This window comes from Rhizobium sp. BK251 (genome assembly GCF_004345245.1).
GTDB lineage: Bacteria > Pseudomonadota > Alphaproteobacteria > Rhizobiales > Rhizobiaceae > Rhizobium.
The window spans coordinates 201968-219242 of the sequence record NZ_SLUQ01000005.1 but is presented as its reverse complement, the minus strand read 5'-3'; the positions used below and the strand labels follow the sequence as shown (position 1 = coordinate 219242).

Sequence of the window (17275 nt, the reverse complement as noted above, 5' to 3'; positions counted from 1 at the left end):
CGACGGTCCGCCTCTCGCATTCTTAACGGCCCCTTAAATCGCCGCATTTAGAGTCCACCGCAACTGGCAATCCGCACGATCAGGTGAAGCGCGCAAAACAATCGGGAAGCAACCGCTCCGCAATGGCAGGCAAAGGCAGATCAGGTCAGAGAATTGAACCCTCCTTCGGCGACGACGAGCGCGACGAAGACGAGTGGTCGCTTGACGCCGACGATCGCGTCGCCGGCGGGCGCAGCGCGAGCAAAAGCAAGAGCAAGGCCGGAGCTCGCAGGAAAGGCCCGCCTGCAAGGAAAGCCAGGCGAGCGCCGCGCCGATCCGGCGGCGGCTTTTTCGGCTTCCTGCGTTCCGTCGTCTACTGGTGCATCGTGCTCGGCATATGGGCCGGCATCGGCATTGGCGGGCTTGTCCTCTACTACGGCGCCCGCATGCCGAGTGCCAGCACCTGGTCGATCCCCGACCGCCCGCCGAACGTCAAGATCGCCGCCGTCGACGGCACAGTGATCGCCAACCGCGGCACGACCGGCGGCGAGGCGCTCTCGCTCGAGAACATGTCGTCCTATATCCCCGAGGCGGTGATCGCCATCGAGGACCGGCGCTTCTATTCGCATTTCGGCATCGACCCCCTCGGACTTGCGCGCGCGCTCGTAACGAACGTCGTCAGCGGCCGCACCGTGCAGGGCGGCTCCACGCTGACGCAGCAGCTCGCGAAGAACCTTTTCCTTTCGCCCGAGCGGACGCTCGAGCGAAAGGTGCAGGAAGTCCTGCTCTCCCTTTGGCTGGAGCAGAAGTACACCAAGGACCAGATCCTTGCTATGTATCTGAACCGCGTCTTCTTCGGCTCGAACGCCTATGGCGTCGAGGCTGCGTCCCGCCGCTACTTCAATAAGTCGGCGCGCGACGTCAACCTCGGCGAGGCGGCCCTGCTTGCAGGTCTCGTCAAGGCGCCTTCGCGGCTTTCGCCGGCACGCGATCCGGACGCTGCCAATGCCCGCGCCCAGATCGTGCTGCAGGCGATGCGCGACCAGGGCTTCATCACCGACCAGGAGACGAAGACCGCGATGTCGCAGGCACCGTCCTCGGCGCGCAGCTATTGGTCCGGCGCCGAGCACTATGCCGCCGACATGGTCATGGACGAGTTGCCCGGCCTGATCGGCGATGTGAAGGAAGACCTCGTCGTCGACACCACGATCGACAAGGGGCTTGAAAAGGACGCCGAGAAGGCGCTCACGACGATCCTCGACAAGGATGGCAAGAAGCTCGCCGCCTCGCAGGCGGCTCTCGTGTCGGTCGACGGCACCGGCGCCATCCGCGCGATCGTCGGCGGCCGCGACTATGCCGAAAGCCAGTTCAACCGTGCCGTGAAGGCAAAGCGCCAGCCCGGGTCGTCCTTCAAGCCCTTCGTCTATGCCGCAGCACTCGAAATGGGCCTTACGCCCTATTCGGTGCGCAACGACGCGCCGATCAGGATCGGCGACTGGACGCCGGAGAACTACGAGAAGAAATACAATGGCGAAGTGACGCTCGCGACCGCCATCGCCCAGTCGCTAAACACGGTCGCCGCCCAACTCGTGATGGAGGTCGGCCCCGACCACGTCATCAAACTTGCGCATCGGCTCGGCATCGAATCCGACCTGCAGCCGAATGCATCGATCGCGCTCGGCACCTCCGAAGTCTCGCTGCTCGAATTAACCTCCGCCTATGCCTCGTTCATGAACGGCGGCTACAAGGCGACGCCGCATATCATCCGCCGCATCACCACGGCCGACGGCAAGGTCCTCTACGAGAACACCTACGACAATCCACCACGGGTGCTTTCCGAGCCGATCGTCGCGAACATGAACGCAATGATGATGGGCGTGATCGACGGCGGCACCGGCAAGAGCGCCAGGCTTCCCGGCTGGCAGGCCGCAGGAAAGACCGGCACGACGCAGAACTCGCGCGACGCTCTCTTCGTCGGCTTCACCAGCAACCTGACGACCGGCGTCTGGTTCGGCAACGACGACGGCAAGCCGATGAAGAAGGTCACCGGCGGCGGCCTGCCCGCAAAGGCCTGGAAGGACTTCATGGTCGCCGCGCACAAGGGGCTGTCGCCGGCGCCCATCTTCGGCAGCGGCCAGATCATCAGCGACGGACCGCCGGTCGCCGAACAACAGCCGGACCAGCCTGAGACCATCGGCAGTATCATCTCCGGCGTGTTCAGCGGCGAGCGCAGCGCCTATCCCCAGGCACAGCCCGGCGAACGGCCGTCACAGGACGGCTACGGCACGCCTCTTCCGCCCGGCGAAATCGACGGGCAGGCGGAAGCCGACATCATCCCGCCCGGCGAGATCGGCGAGCCTTCGAGCACCTCTGCCGTGCGCCCGCGCCGCACGACGCTTCTCGACCTGATCATGGGTCAGTGAGGCCGGATCCGTGGAGCACGATCAGCCGTTTGCGCACTCGCCTCGCAGAGGCAAAACCGATCGCGCACATGTCCTGCGCTCTGTTGGCGCAAGCCGCCCTCGCGCGGGGCTTGCAGATTTGTGCTACAGCATGTTTCATTTGCCAGATTGAGGTTCATTTCCTGCCTTGCAGTCGGTAAAACCGCTACTTATATACGCCGCATCCACCGCAGTCATGACTGCGCAATCTTAAAGACCATCCCGCTAAGGGGCTGTCAGGGAATGCCTACCGGGGTTCCGACAGCTTGCTTCAAGGAGAGAACGACATGGCAAAAGTAATTGGTATCGACCTTGGAACGACCAACTCCTGCGTCGCCGTGATGGACGGCAAGGACGCAAAGGTCATCGAGAACGCCGAAGGCGCACGCACCACTCCCTCCATGGTGGCCTTTACCGATGATGGCGAACGCCTCGTCGGCCAGCCGGCAAAGCGCCAGGCGGTCACCAATCCGACGAATACCCTCTTCGCTGTAAAGCGCCTCATCGGCCGCCGCTACGAAGATCCGACCGTCGAAAAGGACAAGGCTCTGGTTCCCTTCAAGATCGTGAAGGGCAGCAACGGCGACGCATGGGTCGAAGCCAACGGCAAGGGCTACTCGCCGGCTGAAATTTCCGCAATGATCCTTCAGAAAATGAAGGAAACCGCTGAATCCTACCTCGGTGAGAAGGTCGAAAAGGCCGTCATCACCGTTCCGGCATACTTCAACGACGCCCAGCGCCAGGCAACCAAGGATGCCGGCAAGATCGCTGGCCTCGAAGTTCTCCGCATCATCAACGAGCCGACCGCTGCGGCGCTCGCTTACGGCCTCGACAAGAAGGAAGGCAAGACCATTGCCGTCTACGACCTTGGCGGCGGCACCTTCGACATCTCGATCCTGGAAATCGGCGACGGCGTCTTCGAAGTGAAGTCGACGAACGGCGACACCTTCCTCGGCGGTGAAGACTTCGACATGCGTCTCGTCGAATATCTCGTCGGCGAGTTCAAGAAGGACACCGGCATCGACCTGAAGAACGACAAGCTTGCCCTTCAGCGCCTCAAGGAAGCTGCCGAAAAGGCGAAGATCGAGCTTTCGTCCTCGCAGCAGACCGAAATCAACCTGCCCTTCATCACGGCCGACGCAACCGGCCCGAAGCACCTGACGCTGAAGCTGACCCGCGCCAAGCTGGAAAGCCTCGTGGACGATCTCGTCCAGCGCACGATCGCTCCCTGCAAGGCGGCGCTCAAGGATGCTGGTGTCACCCCGGCCGAAATCGACGAAGTCGTTCTGGTCGGCGGCATGAGCCGCATGCCGAAGGTCCAGGAAGTCGTCAAGCAGCTGTTCGGCAAGGAGCCTCACAAGGGCGTCAACCCGGATGAAGTCGTTGCTCTCGGCGCAGCCATCCAGGCCGGCGTTCTGCAGGGCGACGTCAAGGACGTCCTGCTTCTCGACGTGACCCCGCTGTCGCTCGGCATCGAGACCCTCGGTGGTGTCTTCACTCGCCTGATCGAACGCAACACGACGATCCCGACGAAGAAGTCGCAGACCTTCTCCACTGCCGACGACAACCAGCAGGCCGTCACCATCCGCGTTTCGCAGGGCGAGCGTGAAATGGCTGCCGACAACAAGCTGCTCGGCCAGTTCGACCTCGTCGGCCTGCCGCCGGCACCGCGTGGCGTTCCGCAGATCGAAGTGACCTTCGACATCGACGCGAACGGCATCGTTCAGGTTTCGGCCAAGGACAAGGGCACGGGCAAGGAACAGCAGATCCGCATCCAGGCCTCCGGTGGTCTTTCCGACGCCGACATCGAGAAGATGGTCAAGGACGCAGAGTCCCACGCCGCCGAAGACAAGAAGCGCCGCGAAGGCGTCGAGGCCAAGAACCAGGCCGAAAGCCTGGTCCACTCGACCGAGAAGTCGCTCAAGGAATTTGGCGACAAGGTTTCCGAGACCGATCGCAATGCGATCTCCGACGCGATTGCTGCGCTGAAGACCGCTTACGAAGCCTCCGAGCCGGACGCCGACGACATCAAGGCCAAGACCCAGACCCTCATGGAAGTTTCCATGAAGCTCGGCCAGGCCATTTATGAAGCCCAGCAGGCGGATGCCGCCTCCGCCGATGCCTCTGCCGAAGGTGCCGACAACGTCGTCGACGCCGACTACGAGGAAATCAAGGACGACGACCGCAAGAAGTCCGCGTAAATCTAAACGCGGTAGGCTCAACAATGACTCCGGCTGCCGATGGCAGCCGGAACTACATTTTCCGGGGTTTGATCCTTTATGGCAAAAGCGGACTATTACGAAACTCTGGGTGTGGCCAGGACGGCAGACGACAAAGACCTGAAGAGCGCCTTCCGCAAGCTGGCGATGAAATTCCATCCGGACAAGAACCCGGATGACTCGGAAGCAGAACGCAAGTTCAAGGAAATCAACGAAGCCTACGAGACGCTCAAGGATCCGCAGAAGCGTGCGGCCTATGACCGGTACGGCCACGCGGCCTTCGAGCATGGCGGCATGGGCAACGGCGCGGGCGCAGGCTTTGGGGGCGGCGGCTTCTCCGATATTTTCGAGGACATTTTCGGCGAGATGATGGGCGGCGGCCGTGGCCGGCAGCGCTCTTCCGGCGGCCGCGAACGCGGCGCCGACCTTCGCTACAACATGGAGATTTCGCTCGAGGAATCCTTTACCGGCAAGACGGCGCAGATCCGTGTGCCGACCTCGATCACCTGCGACGTCTGTTCCGGCTCGGGCGCCAAGCCCGGTACGCAGCCGAAGGCATGCTCGACCTGCCAGGGCTCGGGACGCGTGCGCGCAGCCCAGGGCTTCTTTTCGATCGAGCGCACCTGCCCGACCTGCCACGGCCGCGGCACGATCATTCCCGATCCCTGCACCAAGTGCCATGGCCAGGGCCGCGTGACCGAAGAGCGTTCGCTCTCGGTCAACATCCCGGCCGGCATCGAGGACGGCACGCGCATCCGCCTTCAGGGCGAGGGCGAGGCCGGTGCGCGCGGTGGTCCCGCGGGCGATCTCTACATCTTCCTGTCGGTCAAGCCGCACGAGTTCTTCCAGCGCGACGGGGCAGACCTCTATTGCGCCGTGCCGATCTCGATGACGACGGCTGCCCTTGGCGGTACCTTCGACGTCGCCACCCTCGACGGCACGAAGTCGCGCGTCAGCGTTCCGGAAGGCACGCAGGCCGGCAAGCAATTCCGCCTGAAGAGCAAGGGCATGCCCGTGCTGCGGTCGAGCCAGACGGGCGATCTCTACATCCAGATCCAGATCGAGACGCCGCAGAAGCTCACCAAGCGCCAGCGCGAGCTGCTGCAGGAGTTCGAGCAGATCTCCTCGAAGGAGAACAATCCGGAATCGACCGGCTTCTTCGCGCGGATGAAGGACTTCTTCGATACGCTGAGCGACTGACGCCGGCGATCGAGGATCGGCAAAAGACTCACCACCGTCATACCGGCCTCGTGCCGGTATCCAGCGCGATCAAGTCCTTGAGCGCGAAAGACTCTTTCGCCGCGCAGACGCGCGGCGGGCTGGATTCTGGTTCAAGGCCGGAATGACGGATAACCAGGGTGCGCCGAACCACAAGAGGTTTGTCAGCAATCTTGAAGCCGGGAGCGGCAACGCTTCCGGCTTTTTCATATGCAGATCTCGGCTACGTTCGTAACCGTTCGCCATCTTTACCGTCTTGTCCTTTGCGCTAACCCCTACGGTTGTGCTTTGATCCCCCTGGAGCCCACCGATGGACCGAACGCCCGAACAGACTGCGCAGACCGTAAGTGCCGGAACATGGGTCGGCTTTGCCGCCATGTGCACCGGCATGTTCATGGCGATCCTCGACGTGCAGGTCGTGGCAACCTCGCTGCCGACGATCCAGTCCGCGCTTGCCATCCAGCCCGACCAGATGAGCTGGATCCAGACGGCCTACCTGATCGCGGAGGTCATCGCGATCCCGCTCACAGGTTTCCTCACGCGCCTCCTCTCCATGCGCTGGCTGTTCGTCGTGGCCGTCTCGATCTTCACGCTGTCTTCGGCCGGCTGCGCGGCAAGCAGCGGCTTTGCGGAACTGCTTGCCTGGCGCGTGATCCAGGGTTTTTCAGGCGGTACTCTCATTCCCGCGGTCTTCTCCGCCGTCTTCCTGCTCTTTCCGGTATCGCGGCAAAGCCTCGCCACGACGCTCGCCGGCGTGCTCGCGGTGCTTGCGCCCACCGTCGGCCCCATCGTCGGCGGCTGGATCACGCAGACCTATTCCTGGCACTGGCTGTTCCTGATCAACATCATTCCCGGCATTGCCTCCGCTCTCGTCGCCAGCCGGACGTTGCCGCGCGAGGCGATCCATCTTTCCGAGGCGCGCAGGCTCGATCTCTTCTCCCTGCTGATGATGGCCGCCGCTCTCGCGTCGCTGGAGATCGCGCTCAAGGAGGCGCCACAGCGCGGCTGGGTTTCCGGGCTGGTGCTCGGCCTCCTGGCGTTCTCGATCATCACCGCAACGGGCTTTGCGACGAGAACCCTGTCGGCCGTCCACCCGGTCGTCGATCTCGGCAATTTCCGTGACCGCAACTTCACGATCGGCTGCATATTGAGCTTCGTGCTCGGCATCGGCCTTTTCGGCTCCGTCTACCTGATGCCGGTCTTCCTCGCTTTCGTGCGGGAGCACGATGCCCTCGGGATCGGCACCATCATGCTGGTCACCGGCGTTGCGCAACTCTTGACGGCGCCGATCGCGGTTGCGCTGGAGCAGCGCGTGAATGCGCGGCTGCTTTCTGCAGCCGGCTTTGCCCTCTTCGCCGCCGGTCTTTCGCTCAGCGCCTTCCAGACGCCGGAGACCGACTACAACGAGATGTTCTGGCCGCAGGTCATCCGCGGCCTCGCCATCATGTTCTGCCTGCTGCCGCCGACCCGGCTTGCGCTCGGCAGCCTGCCGGAAGCGCGGGTGCCTGACGCGAGCGGCCTCTTCAACCTGATGCGCAATCTCGGCGGCGCGATCGGCATCGCCCTCATCGATACCGTCATCTATGGCCGTTCGCCGGTCATCGGAAAGGCGATCACGGATCGGCTGGAGGCAGGCGACGTAGACACGGCGAAATTCGTCGGGATCCCGCTCGACCTCTTCCTTTCGCGGCCCGCCGGCCCGATCGACGAGGATACCCGCGCGTTTCTCCAACCGCTCGTCGAGAAGGCGGCGCTTACCGAGGCGATCAACGAGGCCTGGACGATGATCGCACTGCTGACGGTCGCAGCATTGCTCTGCATACCCTTTGCCAGGAGAATAGCCGCGCCCGCCGCCCGGCCTACGCACTGAGGAGGCCGCGGCTTGTGCCAAATCGGCACGCTGTCCGAGGCAAAGTATATTAGCATTAAGGCCGCCTCTCGAAGCCGCTTGCCAGCCTGCGAAATCGCCGCACAATCCCGCACTCCATTGTCTTGGGAACAAACGGAGCTTTCGTCATGTCAATTTCGACGGATTCTGAACATCATGATCTCGATGTGCTCGCCGGTGCGCTTTACTCCTGGTGTGCGGAGCGCAACATCAAGCTTCACAGCCAACAAGGCCTTTCGGCCGCCAGCGCGGCGATCGACCTCTACGACGAGGGTCATCGCACGCAGGACGCGCTCCTGAGCGCGCTCCACAGCCGCGAACTCCACTAGAGCAATTCCAGCAAAAGTGCGACGCGGTTTTGCGTCCGGAATTGCGTAAGAACAAAGAGATAGAGCATTTCTGTGATTCGGAAGAAAACGGAAATGCTCTACCGCGGCTTCCGCGACCCGCCGATCCGCTCAGTCCTAGCCCGAAATCGCGATCTGTTGCTGCAGGCGCACGAAGGCGCCGGGACTGAGTTCGGCCGGCGGCCGGTAGGGATCCGAAAAGGCGTAGATGAAGAACAGGATAATGCCTGTGTAGGCGCCGAACATGGCGATCAGCATCAGGCTGCGCCGGTCGGGCTGGTAGGGGTAGTAGGCGAGCGCGATGAACACGACGCCGGAAAGCGCTGCCACCCAGAATATGCCGTTGATGGAGTCTCCGACCGTCGCCTCCCGTTGGATGCGTTGCTGCGAGATGACGTGGACCTGCTGCAGCATGTGGTCGCGCAGGCTCTCCTGGCGCTTGTTGGCGGGCGCAAGGTCGAGCACGGCCTGATAGGCCGCGTCCCACTGGTTCCAGGCGGCCTGGGACAGCCGTCTTTCGGTCGCCAGCGCCGGCCATTCCTCTTCGATCACGAGGCGCGCATATTCGCCGAGCGCCTTCTGGATCGGCAGTTTCGCCAGCGGGTCGTAGCGGCCGGCATCGAAATAGACGTCGGCCACGGCATCGGCCTCGGTGGCGCTCGCATATTTGAGTTGCTCGTACTGGAACATCTCCTGCGCGAAGACCAGCGCCAGGATCAGCCCGTGCAGGGCCGAGATGCGGAAGACGACGGAACTTGCGAGATCGCGGTCGACACCCTCAGGATCACCGCCGGTCACGCGCCGCATGAAGGAATAGGCGCCGAGCGTCGCCAGGATGGTGCCGCCGATGATGATGACGCCGACAAGAATTCCCCAGACCATCAGCTTTCTCTCCGCCCCGTGCACACCCTGCCGCCCATCGCGCAGGGCCATGTGATTCATAGCCCGCGCCCGCGAAAAAATGCAACTTGCATGCGTGGCGCACACTCGACAGGGCCAGGAAGGCCCGCGTGGGATGACGCGGCGCAACTATCGCGCTATAGAACATGCAGCGACCCATCAAGGAGGATCGTCTGATGAGAACAAGAGCCACACCTGACCTAGGCTGAACTGCAGCCCGCAGCGGACTGCACTTCCAGCCATGGCCATCAGACGAGATTGCCGCGTCCTGCGAAACATGCGAGGGCCGGCAGCGATTTCCCGAACCTGCGTCTAAACCGTCCCGAACACCGATCACGGTCTTCCGGTGATGCGCAAGCCCTTGGAGCGCCTTCATGTTTTGCTTTTTAGAGACGCTTGTCGATCCCTTTGCGCGCTCGGACGACCGCACGCCGCCTGCCGGTGTCTGGGCGTTCCTCGCCATGCATTTGCGTCCTTTCCGCCATGTCATGGCGATGAGCCTGTCGCTGACGGCTCTCGGCGCCATCATGGAAGTCTGGCTGATCGGCTTTTCCGGCCGGCTGGTCGATACGCTCGCCTCGACGACGCCGCAGCGTCTGTGGAGCGAGCATGGCACCGCCTTGCTTGTCGCCGCCGCCGTGATCCTGATCCTCCGGCCGCTGGCGGGGCTCCTGCGCGAGGGGCTGGACGACATCGCCTTCCGGCCCAATGCCGTCACGCTCATTCGCTGGCGGGCGCATCGACACGTGCTGCGCCAGTCCGTCGGCTGGTTCCGCAACGACATGGCGGGGCGCATCGCTGCACGCGTGAGCGAACTCGGCGAATCCGCAACCGGCGTGGCCTATCAGGTCGTCCACACCCTCTCCTTCGTGACCGTCTATGTCATCGGCTCGGTCTGGATGCTCGCGACATTCGACCTGCGGCTCGTTGCTCCGCTCTTCGTCTGGATCGCGCTCTACCTGGGCCTGATGGCCTATTCCGTGCCGCGGTTCCGCAGGGCCTCGGAGCGCTTCCAGGATGCCTATTCCGGGCTTACCGGGCTGTTGGTCGACAGCTACGCCAACATCGACACGCTGAAGCTCTTCGCCGGGCCGGGCGAGGATGACGCCGAGGGCCGGGAGGCGTTCGGGAACGCGCGGTCGGCCTTCTTCGCCGTGCAGCGCCTGGAAGTGACGGTCAACGCAAGCATGCTGTTCCTGTCGAGCGCCCTGATGCTCGGGCTCGTCGGCTATTCGATCGTCCTCTGGCAGGGTGGCAGCGCGCCGCTTGGCATCGTCGCGGCCTCCCTCGCGCTCAGTTTTCGCATCACGGCCATGGCCGAATGGCTCCTCGATGCCGTCTCCGCTCTGTTCAATCATGCCGGCGCGACGCGAGCCTCGCTGAAGACCGTCGCCCAGCCGATCGACATACCCGATGCGCCCGATGCGTTGCCGCTGCGCATCGGAGGCGGCGCCATCCACCTTGCCGACGTCAGCCATCACTACGGCCGGGGCCGCGGCGGGCTCGATGGCGTCTCGCTCGATATCGCCGCCGGCGAAAAGGTCGGCCTTGTCGGCCGTTCCGGTGCCGGCAAGTCGACGCTCGTCAGCCTGCTTCTACGCTTCTACGAGGTGGAAAGAGGAAGCATCGAGATCGACGGGCAGGACATCCGCTGCGTCACCCAGGAAAGCCTTCGCCGCCATCTCGCGATGGTGACGCAAGACGTTGCGCTGTTGCATCGTTCGGTGCGCGACAACATCGTCCATGGCATGCCCGACGCGAGCCAGGCCGCAATCGATGCCGCCGTGCGCAAGGCGGCAGCCGACGGCTTCATCCCTCTTCTCCGGGATCAGGCCGGACGGACCGGCTTCGACGCCCATGTCGGCGAGCGCGGCGTGAAGCTTTCGGGCGGCCAGAGGCAGCGCATAGCCCTTGCCCGGGCGATCCTGAAGGATGCGCCCATCCTCCTGCTCGACGAGGCGACCTCGGCGCTCGATTCAGAGGTGGAGGCGGCCATACAGGACACGCTTTACCAGGTGATGGAGGGCAAGACGGTGATCGCCATCGCCCACCGCCTGTCCACCATCGCCCGCATGGACAGGATCGTGGTGCTGGACGAGGGCCGCATCGCCGAGCAAGGCCGGCACGAGGCACTGCTTTCGCTGGGCGGCATCTATGCCGGCCTTTGGGCCCGCCAGTCGGGAGGCTTCCTCGGAACGGACACGCCGGCTAGCGGCGGATGACGTAGCGCACGCCGGCAGCGAGCGAGAAGGCGAAGAGCGGCCATATAGCCCAGAATATCCCATGCCAGGAGAGCAGATTGATTGCGACCAGGAACAGGCCGAGCACCACGAGGACGCCGAGGACGCGGTCGACCGAGTTCTGCCTGCGCACCCATCCAAGCGCCGCGACCATCAACATCACCAGAACCGGCCAGGAAGCCCAGAACTCCCCGTCCCAGGTCAGCAGATTGATGACGACGAGTGCTACCGATGCCACCCCGAAGAAATTCAGCCAGCGTCGGCGCGGTTGTGCCCGGTCGACCGCCATGGCAGCCATCGGCGACGGCGATGGTGACGGCGATGGTGACGGCGATGGTGACGGCGATGGTGACGGCGGTGGCGACGGCGGCGGTGGCGGCGATGGCGGCGGTGGCGCCCGCACGCCGTCGTTCCGTTGCACATATGCGGTGCGGTCGGCCGCCTCGCCGACGCGGATGGCATAGCTCGGCACGCCCTCGTCGACATTCTTCACCGCCAGCGGCCCGAGGAAATCGAAGCCGACGGCAACCTTGTTGCGCACCTGGTCGTAAACCGTGTTCGAGATGACGATGCCGCCGGCTGTCGCACAGGCCTGCAGCCGGGCCGCGATGTTGACGCCGTCGCCGTAGATGTCCTCGTCTTCGACGATCACGTCGCCAAGGTTGATGCCGATGCGAAAGAGCATCCGTCCGTCGCTCGGACGTGTGGCATTCAGGCCGGCAAGCTCGTTCTGCACATCGACAGCGGCGCGCACCGCCTCCACGACGCTCGGAAAATCAGCAATCAGCCCGTCGCCCCAGGTGTTGACGACGCGACCCTCATGGGAACGGATCAGTCGCGCCATGGCGTCGCGGTAGTGCTTCAGCGTGGCGAGCGTGCCTTCCTCGTCGGCACCCATCAGGCGCGTGTAGTCCTGCACGTCGGCGCAGAAGATCGTCGTCAGCTTGCGGCGCGTTTCAGTCATCTCGTCTGGCCCCTGTTGCGAAGTGACGCGTTGCCGATGCGGAATTGCGGTATAAGTTAACGCATCGGCAGAATTGCGCGACCATTACTTGGGCCTCGCGATCAGCGGGAGGAATGCGTCTTGGGCGAGCTGATAATAAAGTTGAATCATCAGGCATCAGAGGCCATGATAGCTTCCGGTGGAAAAAAACCAGAAGAAATCGCCCGCACGCTGCAAGATTTCAATGCCAGGCTCGTCGCACCGGTCCAGGCCGTAGGCGAATCCCGGCAGTATTTTCATGTCGAGGGCGTGAAGCCCGACAGGATCGAGGATCTCAGAAGACGAATGGCGCCTCTGGAGGGAGTGGAGGCCGCCTATATCAAGCCATCTGACGAGTTGCCCTAGGGGGAGCGGCAGCCGCGCTCCTCACCCATTGGAGGAGATGAGCAATGGCACAGCGACCTTCCAGACGCAGCCGGAACAATGCAGATGTGGCAGACGGCAAGGCAGTTCCTGCCTCCCCAGCCGAACTCGTGGTCGTCATGCATGCCGAGGCGAGCATGCGCGCTTCGGCCGGACGTTTCGAGGCGCTTTCGGGCGCCCCCACGGACACCCTGGCAAGCCTGCTCAGCGACTATGGCGCCGACATGCATCCGCTCTTCGGCCCGACGGAAGAGCGCGTCGCCGCGTTCAGCTACCAGTCCGCGGGCACTGCGGCCACGTCCGCACCCGAGGACCTCACAAGCTTCTATCTGGTGGATGCAGCACCTGATCGGATCGAGGCGCTGCAGTCCGACCTTCTGAAGCACGACCTCGTCGATGGCGCCTACGTCAAACCCGGCGCCGAACCCCCCGCCCTGCTGAACGACATGGCGCCGGCCGGCGAAGAGGCACCACCCGCCTCCCCGGATTTCAATACGCGCCAGGGTTATCTCGAAGCTGCACCGGGCGGCGTCGAGGCACGCTGGGCCTGGACGCAAGCCGGCGGGCGCGGTGCCGGCATCCGCATCATCGATATCGAAGGCGCGTGGCGCTTCACCCATGAGGACCTGACCGGCAACCAGGGCGGTGTCGTAGGCGGCACGATGTCCACCGACATCGGCTGGCGCAACCATGGCACCGCGGTCATCGGCGAGTTCAGCGGCGACGTCAACGCGATCGGCGTCGTGGGCATCGCCGCGGACGCCATCGTCAGCGCAATTTCCATCTTCGGCGGCACGGGGTCGGCGGGAGCGATCAATGCCGCGGCGGCACGGCTCGGGGCCGGCGACGTCATTCTCATCGAGCTTCACCGGCCGGGACCACGCTTCAATTTCACAAGCCGCACCGACCAGCGCGGATTTATCGCCATCGAATGGTGGCCCGACGACTTCGCGGCGATCCGCAATGCGGTCAATCGCGGCATCATCGTCGTCGAGGCCGGCGGCAACGGCGCCGAAAACCTCGACGATGCGATCTATCAGACCCCCGCGCCGGGCTTCCCCGCCGGTTGGACCAATCCATTCCGCCGCTCCAACCGGGATTCCGGTGCGATTGTCGTCGGCGCCGGCGCGCCGCCTCCCGGCACGCACACCCGCACACACGGCGCGGACCGTTCGCGCCTGGACTTCTCCAATTTCGGGGCGCTCTTCGACACGCAGGGCTGGGGCCGCGAGGTGACGACCACGGGATATGGCGACCTGCAGGGCGGCACCAACGAGGACCTCTGGTACACCGACACCTTTTCCGGCACCTCGAGTGCCTCGCCGATCATCGTCGGCGTCGCCGCCTCGCTGCAGGGCATGGCGCGGGCGCGGGGCCACGCGCCGCTCACCCCCGCCCAGTTCCGCAATTGCCTGCGCACCACCGGCTCGCCGCAGCAGGACGAGCCCGGCCGGCCCGCCACGCAGCGCATCGGCACGCGCCCGAACCTGCGCCAGCTTTCCGTCTGCGCCTTCGGCAAGGGCAAGGAACTGGCCAAGGAGGCCGTCAAGGAAGTCAAGGAAGTCGTCAAGGAGGTGAAGGAGTCCGCCAAGGAGCTGAAGGACGCCCGCAAGGAAGGCAAGGAACTCAAGGAACTGGTCAAGGAGACCAAGGAGTCCAAAGAAGCCATCAAGGAGCTGAAGGACATCCGCAAAGAGGGCAAGGAGCGGAAAGAGTTCAAAGAGGGTAAGGAAATCAAGGAATTCAAAGAAGGGAAAGAGTTCAAGGAAGGCAAGGAAAAGGACAAGGACAAGGACATCTTCGAGGGTGGCGGTGGCTTCCGCGACCGTCCTACGCAACCAACCGGATATGCCGCCCAGGAAAGCGACATCGAAGGCCGCCTTGCCGCGATCGAAAGCGCGCTTGAGGGGCTTATCCACTTCATCGGCACGGAGCTCAGGCCTGACCTTTCGTCATCCGCCCTCGGCGGTGGTGCCGGAGGCCTCGCGCAGGGCGACGAGCAGGCAAAACGCCTGAAAGACCAGAAGGACACTGAGGGCTTCTAGACGGGGCTTCGAGGCAGCACAGCAGGGCAAGCGGGAGTACGATCCGAGGTGATACTCATTCTGGCCGAAGCCGATGATTCCGACGCGCTATGGCTGCGCGCCGCACTTACCGAATGCGTGGAAACGCCGGTTAACGTGCTGACGCCGACGCAACTCGTCTGCGCCCGCTCCATCGTCCACCGCATGTCTTCGGACGGCGGCGACTTCGCCTTCGTCTTCGCGGACGGCAGTTCGCTCGGCGCCAGCGAGGTCCGCGGCCTCGTCAACCGCATGTCGAAGATGCCGACGGCCCATCTTGCCTTCGCCGCACCTGCCGATCGCGACTATGCGGCCGCGGAACTGCAGGCCTTCCTGCTCGGATGGCTCGCCTCGCTTTCCTGCCCGATGCTCAATCCGCCCGCGCCGGAATCGCTTGCGGGCGCCTGGCACAACGAAGTCGCGGCGCTGCATCTGGCGACGATCGCGGGGCTCCGGTGCCGGCCCGCCGGCATCGGTGCCGATGGTCCACTGCTCGCGCCACCAGACGCGGCAAACCTGAGGCACTTCATCGTCGACGGTCGCGTCATCGGACCGATCCTGCCTGCGGCCGAACGCGATGCGCTCGAGCAATTCTCCCATCTCTGGGGTGCGCGGCTGCTGCAGGTCGATACGGTGATCGAGGAAGGACGGCTAACATTCGTCGACGCCTCCGTCCTGCCGCGCTATCCGACCGGCGGACGCCCGCTTGTGCGCGCCATGGCGCAGGTGCTTTCAGCATGATCCTGATCATGGGTATACCCGACGAGCCACCTGTTGCCGCGGCCATCGCCGCGGCCGAGGAGTGCGGCATCGGTCACATCGTCTTCGACCAGCGGGAACACCTCGCCACCGGGCTTGCGCTGCGGCTCCATCCGGACGCCGGCTGGCAGGGCACGCTCTCGCCGCCCTCCGGCACGATCGACCTCCAGAAAATTTCCGGCGTCTATGTCCGGCTGATGGACGAGCGCTTCCTGCCTGACGTCTCCGGCCTTGCGGCGGATGCGCCGGAAAGGCAGCGCTCGGCGCGCTTTCACCTGCTGCTGCATACATGGCTGAACGTGGCGCCCATTCGCGTCGCCAGTCGGCCCCGCGCCATGCTCTCCAACATGTCGAAAACCTATCAGGCGGGCATCATCCGCCGCTGCGGCTTCGCCATTCCCGAGACCCTCGTCACCAACGATCCCGAGGCCGTCCTGGATTTCGTCGCCGGCTGCGCGGCGGGGGGCGACGAGGTGATCTACAAGTCCGTCAGCGGCACGCGCTCTATCGTCCAGACCTTTGGGCCGGAGGACCGGGCACGGCTTTCGCGCATCCGCTGGTGCCCGACGCAGTTCCAGCGCAAGGTGCGCGGCACCGATATCCGCGTCCACGTCGTCGGTAGCCGCACTTTCGCGACGCGGATCGAGAGCGAGGCCACCGACTACCGCTACGCGCGGCGCCAGTCGGGCGACGATGCGCGGCTCACGCCCATCGACCTTTCGCCCGGCCTCGAAAAAGCCTGCGTGACGCTCTCGGCCGCGCTCGACCTTCCCTTCACCGGCATCGACCTCAGGATCACGCCGGATGGCGGGGCTGTCTGCTTCGAGGCGAACCCCTGCCCCGCCTACAGCTACTACCAGTCCCGCACCGGCACGCCGATCGCCGACGCCCTCGTTCGCTGGCTTGCGGGAGGAGACCGATAGCCGCGTCGCTGGGAACTATCGCGCAAACCTGCGCGCACCGGCGACACAGGCGATGACAGCAACCGTGACGGCGAGCATCATCCAGGTGACCGGCTCATGCAGGAGGGTCGCCGCAAGCGCCAGCCCGAAGAACGGCTGCAGCAGTTGCAGCTGACCGACCGCAGCAATGCCGCCCTGTGCGAGACCGCGATACCAGAACACGAAACCGATCAGCATGCTGAAGAGGGAGACATAGCCGAGGCCAATGAGCGCAGGCGCCGCGATCCCCGAAAAGGTGGCGGGCATATAGAAGAACGCAGTCGCGAGCATGATCGGCAGCGACAGCACGAGCGCCCAGGAAATGACCTGCCATCCCCCCAGCGTCCGGGAAAGCCTTGCCCCTTCCGCATAGCCGAGGCCGCAGACGACAATCGCCGCCAGCATCAGCGCATCCCCTGTCGGCGAAGCCGCAAGGCCCTGCGTCAGGGCGAAGCCGGCCACCAGGGCGCTTCCCATTATCGAGAACAGCCAGAACGCCGGCTTCGGCCGCTCGCCGCCGCGAATGACGCCAAAGACGGCCGTCGAGAGCGGCAGCAGGCCGATGAAGACGATCGAATGGGCCGAGGTGACATGCTGCAGCGCCAGGGCGGTCAACAGCGGGAAGCCGACGACGACGCCCAATGCAACGACGCCCAGCGACGCGATGTCGCGCGAGGTTGGACGCTTCTCCCTGAAGAGAAGGAGCAGGCAAAGCGCCAGGATCCCGGCAATGCCGGCCCGCGCCGCCGTCAGGAACACCGGATCGAACTGCGCCACCGCCACACGCGTCGCCGGCAGCGAGCCACTGAAGATCGCCACGCCGACAAAGCCATTGAGCCAACCTGATGCTGTACGGTCCATGATGCACTCCGGAATCGATCCCGACCTTATCGATCAATCGCCGTGGCCTCGCC

Annotated in this window: 13 protein-coding genes; 10 read left to right on the top strand and 3 right to left on the bottom strand. The window is 64.3% G+C overall.

Annotation, left to right across the window (positions count from 1 at the left end):
• Positions 1-122: 122 nt before the first annotated feature.
• From EV286_RS13840 to EV286_RS13820, 5 genes are all read left to right on the top strand, one after another.
• Positions 123-2402, top strand: a complete 2280-nt coding sequence (locus EV286_RS13840) for a transglycosylase domain-containing protein (protein ID WP_132957723.1) — start codon at positions 123-125, stop codon at positions 2400-2402.
• A 305-nt stretch (positions 2403-2707) separates the two neighbouring features.
• A complete protein-coding gene (dnaK, locus tag EV286_RS13835; RefSeq protein ID WP_132957722.1) occupies positions 2708-4621 on the top strand; it encodes a molecular chaperone DnaK in 1914 nt (637 codons plus the stop codon).
• Between the two features lie 78 nt (positions 4622-4699).
• The gene (gene dnaJ / locus EV286_RS13830; protein ID WP_132957721.1) at positions 4700-5839 is read left to right on the top strand and encodes a molecular chaperone DnaJ; all 1140 of its coding nucleotides are present in this window, start codon (positions 4700-4702) and stop codon (positions 5837-5839) included.
• 328 nt (positions 5840-6167) lie between these two features.
• Complete coding sequence (locus tag EV286_RS13825; RefSeq protein WP_132957720.1) at positions 6168-7727, top strand: DHA2 family efflux MFS transporter permease subunit; 1560 nt, start codon at positions 6168-6170, stop codon at positions 7725-7727.
• A 146-nt stretch (positions 7728-7873) separates the two neighbouring features.
• Positions 7874-8074, top strand: a complete 201-nt coding sequence (locus tag EV286_RS13820) for a hypothetical protein (protein ID WP_132957719.1) — start codon at positions 7874-7876, stop codon at positions 8072-8074.
• Between the two features lie 135 nt (positions 8075-8209).
• Here EV286_RS13820 and EV286_RS13815 read toward each other — a convergent pair whose 3' ends face one another.
• The gene (locus EV286_RS13815) at positions 8210-9034 is read right to left on the bottom strand and encodes a DUF4239 domain-containing protein (protein WP_245500704.1); all 825 of its coding nucleotides are present in this window, start codon (positions 9032-9034) and stop codon (positions 8210-8212) included.
• A gap of 332 nt (positions 9035-9366) precedes the next feature.
• Between EV286_RS13815 and EV286_RS13810 the strand changes: the two genes are divergently transcribed.
• A complete protein-coding gene (locus tag EV286_RS13810) occupies positions 9367-11214 on the top strand; it encodes an ABC transporter ATP-binding protein (RefSeq protein ID WP_132957718.1) in 1848 nt (615 codons plus the stop codon).
• On the opposite strand, the gene EV286_RS13805 is transcribed toward EV286_RS13810, so the two are convergent.
• Entirely contained in the window at positions 11201-12196 is a 996-nt protein-coding gene (locus tag EV286_RS13805; RefSeq protein ID WP_132957717.1) for an adenylate/guanylate cyclase domain-containing protein, read from the bottom strand. The two genes, EV286_RS13810 and EV286_RS13805, sit on opposite strands and share 14 nt — an antisense overlap.
• A gap of 120 nt (positions 12197-12316) precedes the next feature.
• Here EV286_RS13805 and EV286_RS13800 point away from each other — a divergent pair, with 120 nt between their 5' ends.
• The 4 genes from EV286_RS13800 to EV286_RS13785 are packed head-to-tail and all read left to right on the top strand — an operon-like array spanning position 12317 to position 16343.
• Entirely contained in the window at positions 12317-12580 is a 264-nt protein-coding gene (locus EV286_RS13800) for a hypothetical protein (RefSeq protein ID WP_132957716.1), read from the top strand.
• A gap of 44 nt (positions 12581-12624) precedes the next feature.
• Positions 12625-14643, top strand: a complete 2019-nt coding sequence (locus EV286_RS13795) for a S8 family peptidase (protein ID WP_207909831.1) — start codon at positions 12625-12627, stop codon at positions 14641-14643.
• Between the two features lie 48 nt (positions 14644-14691).
• Positions 14692-15402 carry a hypothetical protein gene (locus EV286_RS13790; RefSeq protein WP_132957715.1) on the top strand — a complete coding sequence of 237 codons (711 nt, stop codon included), beginning with the start codon at positions 14692-14694 and terminating at the stop codon, positions 15400-15402.
• A complete protein-coding gene (locus EV286_RS13785; protein ID WP_132957714.1) occupies positions 15399-16343 on the top strand; it encodes a hypothetical protein in 945 nt (314 codons plus the stop codon). The genes EV286_RS13790 and EV286_RS13785 overlap by 4 nt, the downstream gene beginning before the upstream one ends.
• 15 nt (positions 16344-16358) lie before the next feature.
• Here EV286_RS13785 and EV286_RS13780 read toward each other — a convergent pair whose 3' ends face one another.
• Entirely contained in the window at positions 16359-17222 is an 864-nt protein-coding gene (locus EV286_RS13780) for a DMT family transporter (protein ID WP_132957713.1), read from the bottom strand.
• Between the last annotated feature and the right edge of the window lie 53 nt (positions 17223-17275).

Bases quoted from the DNA above. Each gene is read 5' to 3' on its own strand.
- EV286_RS13840 (WP_132957723.1), top strand. From the start codon at position 123: ATGGCAGGCAAAGGCAGATCAGGTCAGAGAATTGAACCCTCCTTCGGC.
- dnaK (WP_132957722.1), top strand. From the start codon at position 2,708: ATGGCAAAAGTAATTGGTATCGACCTTGGAACGACCAACTCCTGCGTC.
- dnaJ (WP_132957721.1), top strand. From the start codon at position 4,700: ATGGCAAAAGCGGACTATTACGAAACTCTGGGTGTGGCCAGGACGGCA.
- EV286_RS13825 (WP_132957720.1), top strand. From the start codon at position 6,168: ATGGACCGAACGCCCGAACAGACTGCGCAGACCGTAAGTGCCGGAACA.
- EV286_RS13820 (WP_132957719.1), top strand. From the start codon at position 7,874: ATGTCAATTTCGACGGATTCTGAACATCATGATCTCGATGTGCTCGCC.
- EV286_RS13815 (WP_245500704.1), bottom strand. From the start codon at position 9,034: ATGAATCACATGGCCCTGCGCGATGGGCGGCAGGGTGTGCACGGGGCG.
- EV286_RS13810 (WP_132957718.1), top strand. From the start codon at position 9,367: ATGTTTTGCTTTTTAGAGACGCTTGTCGATCCCTTTGCGCGCTCGGAC.
- EV286_RS13805 (WP_132957717.1), bottom strand. From the start codon at position 12,196: ATGACTGAAACGCGCCGCAAGCTGACGACGATCTTCTGCGCCGACGTG.
- EV286_RS13795 (WP_207909831.1), top strand. From the start codon at position 12,625: ATGGCACAGCGACCTTCCAGACGCAGCCGGAACAATGCAGATGTGGCA.
- EV286_RS13785 (WP_132957714.1), top strand. From the start codon at position 15,399: ATGATCCTGATCATGGGTATACCCGACGAGCCACCTGTTGCCGCGGCC.
- EV286_RS13780 (WP_132957713.1), bottom strand. From the start codon at position 17,222: ATGGACCGTACAGCATCAGGTTGGCTCAATGGCTTTGTCGGCGTGGCG.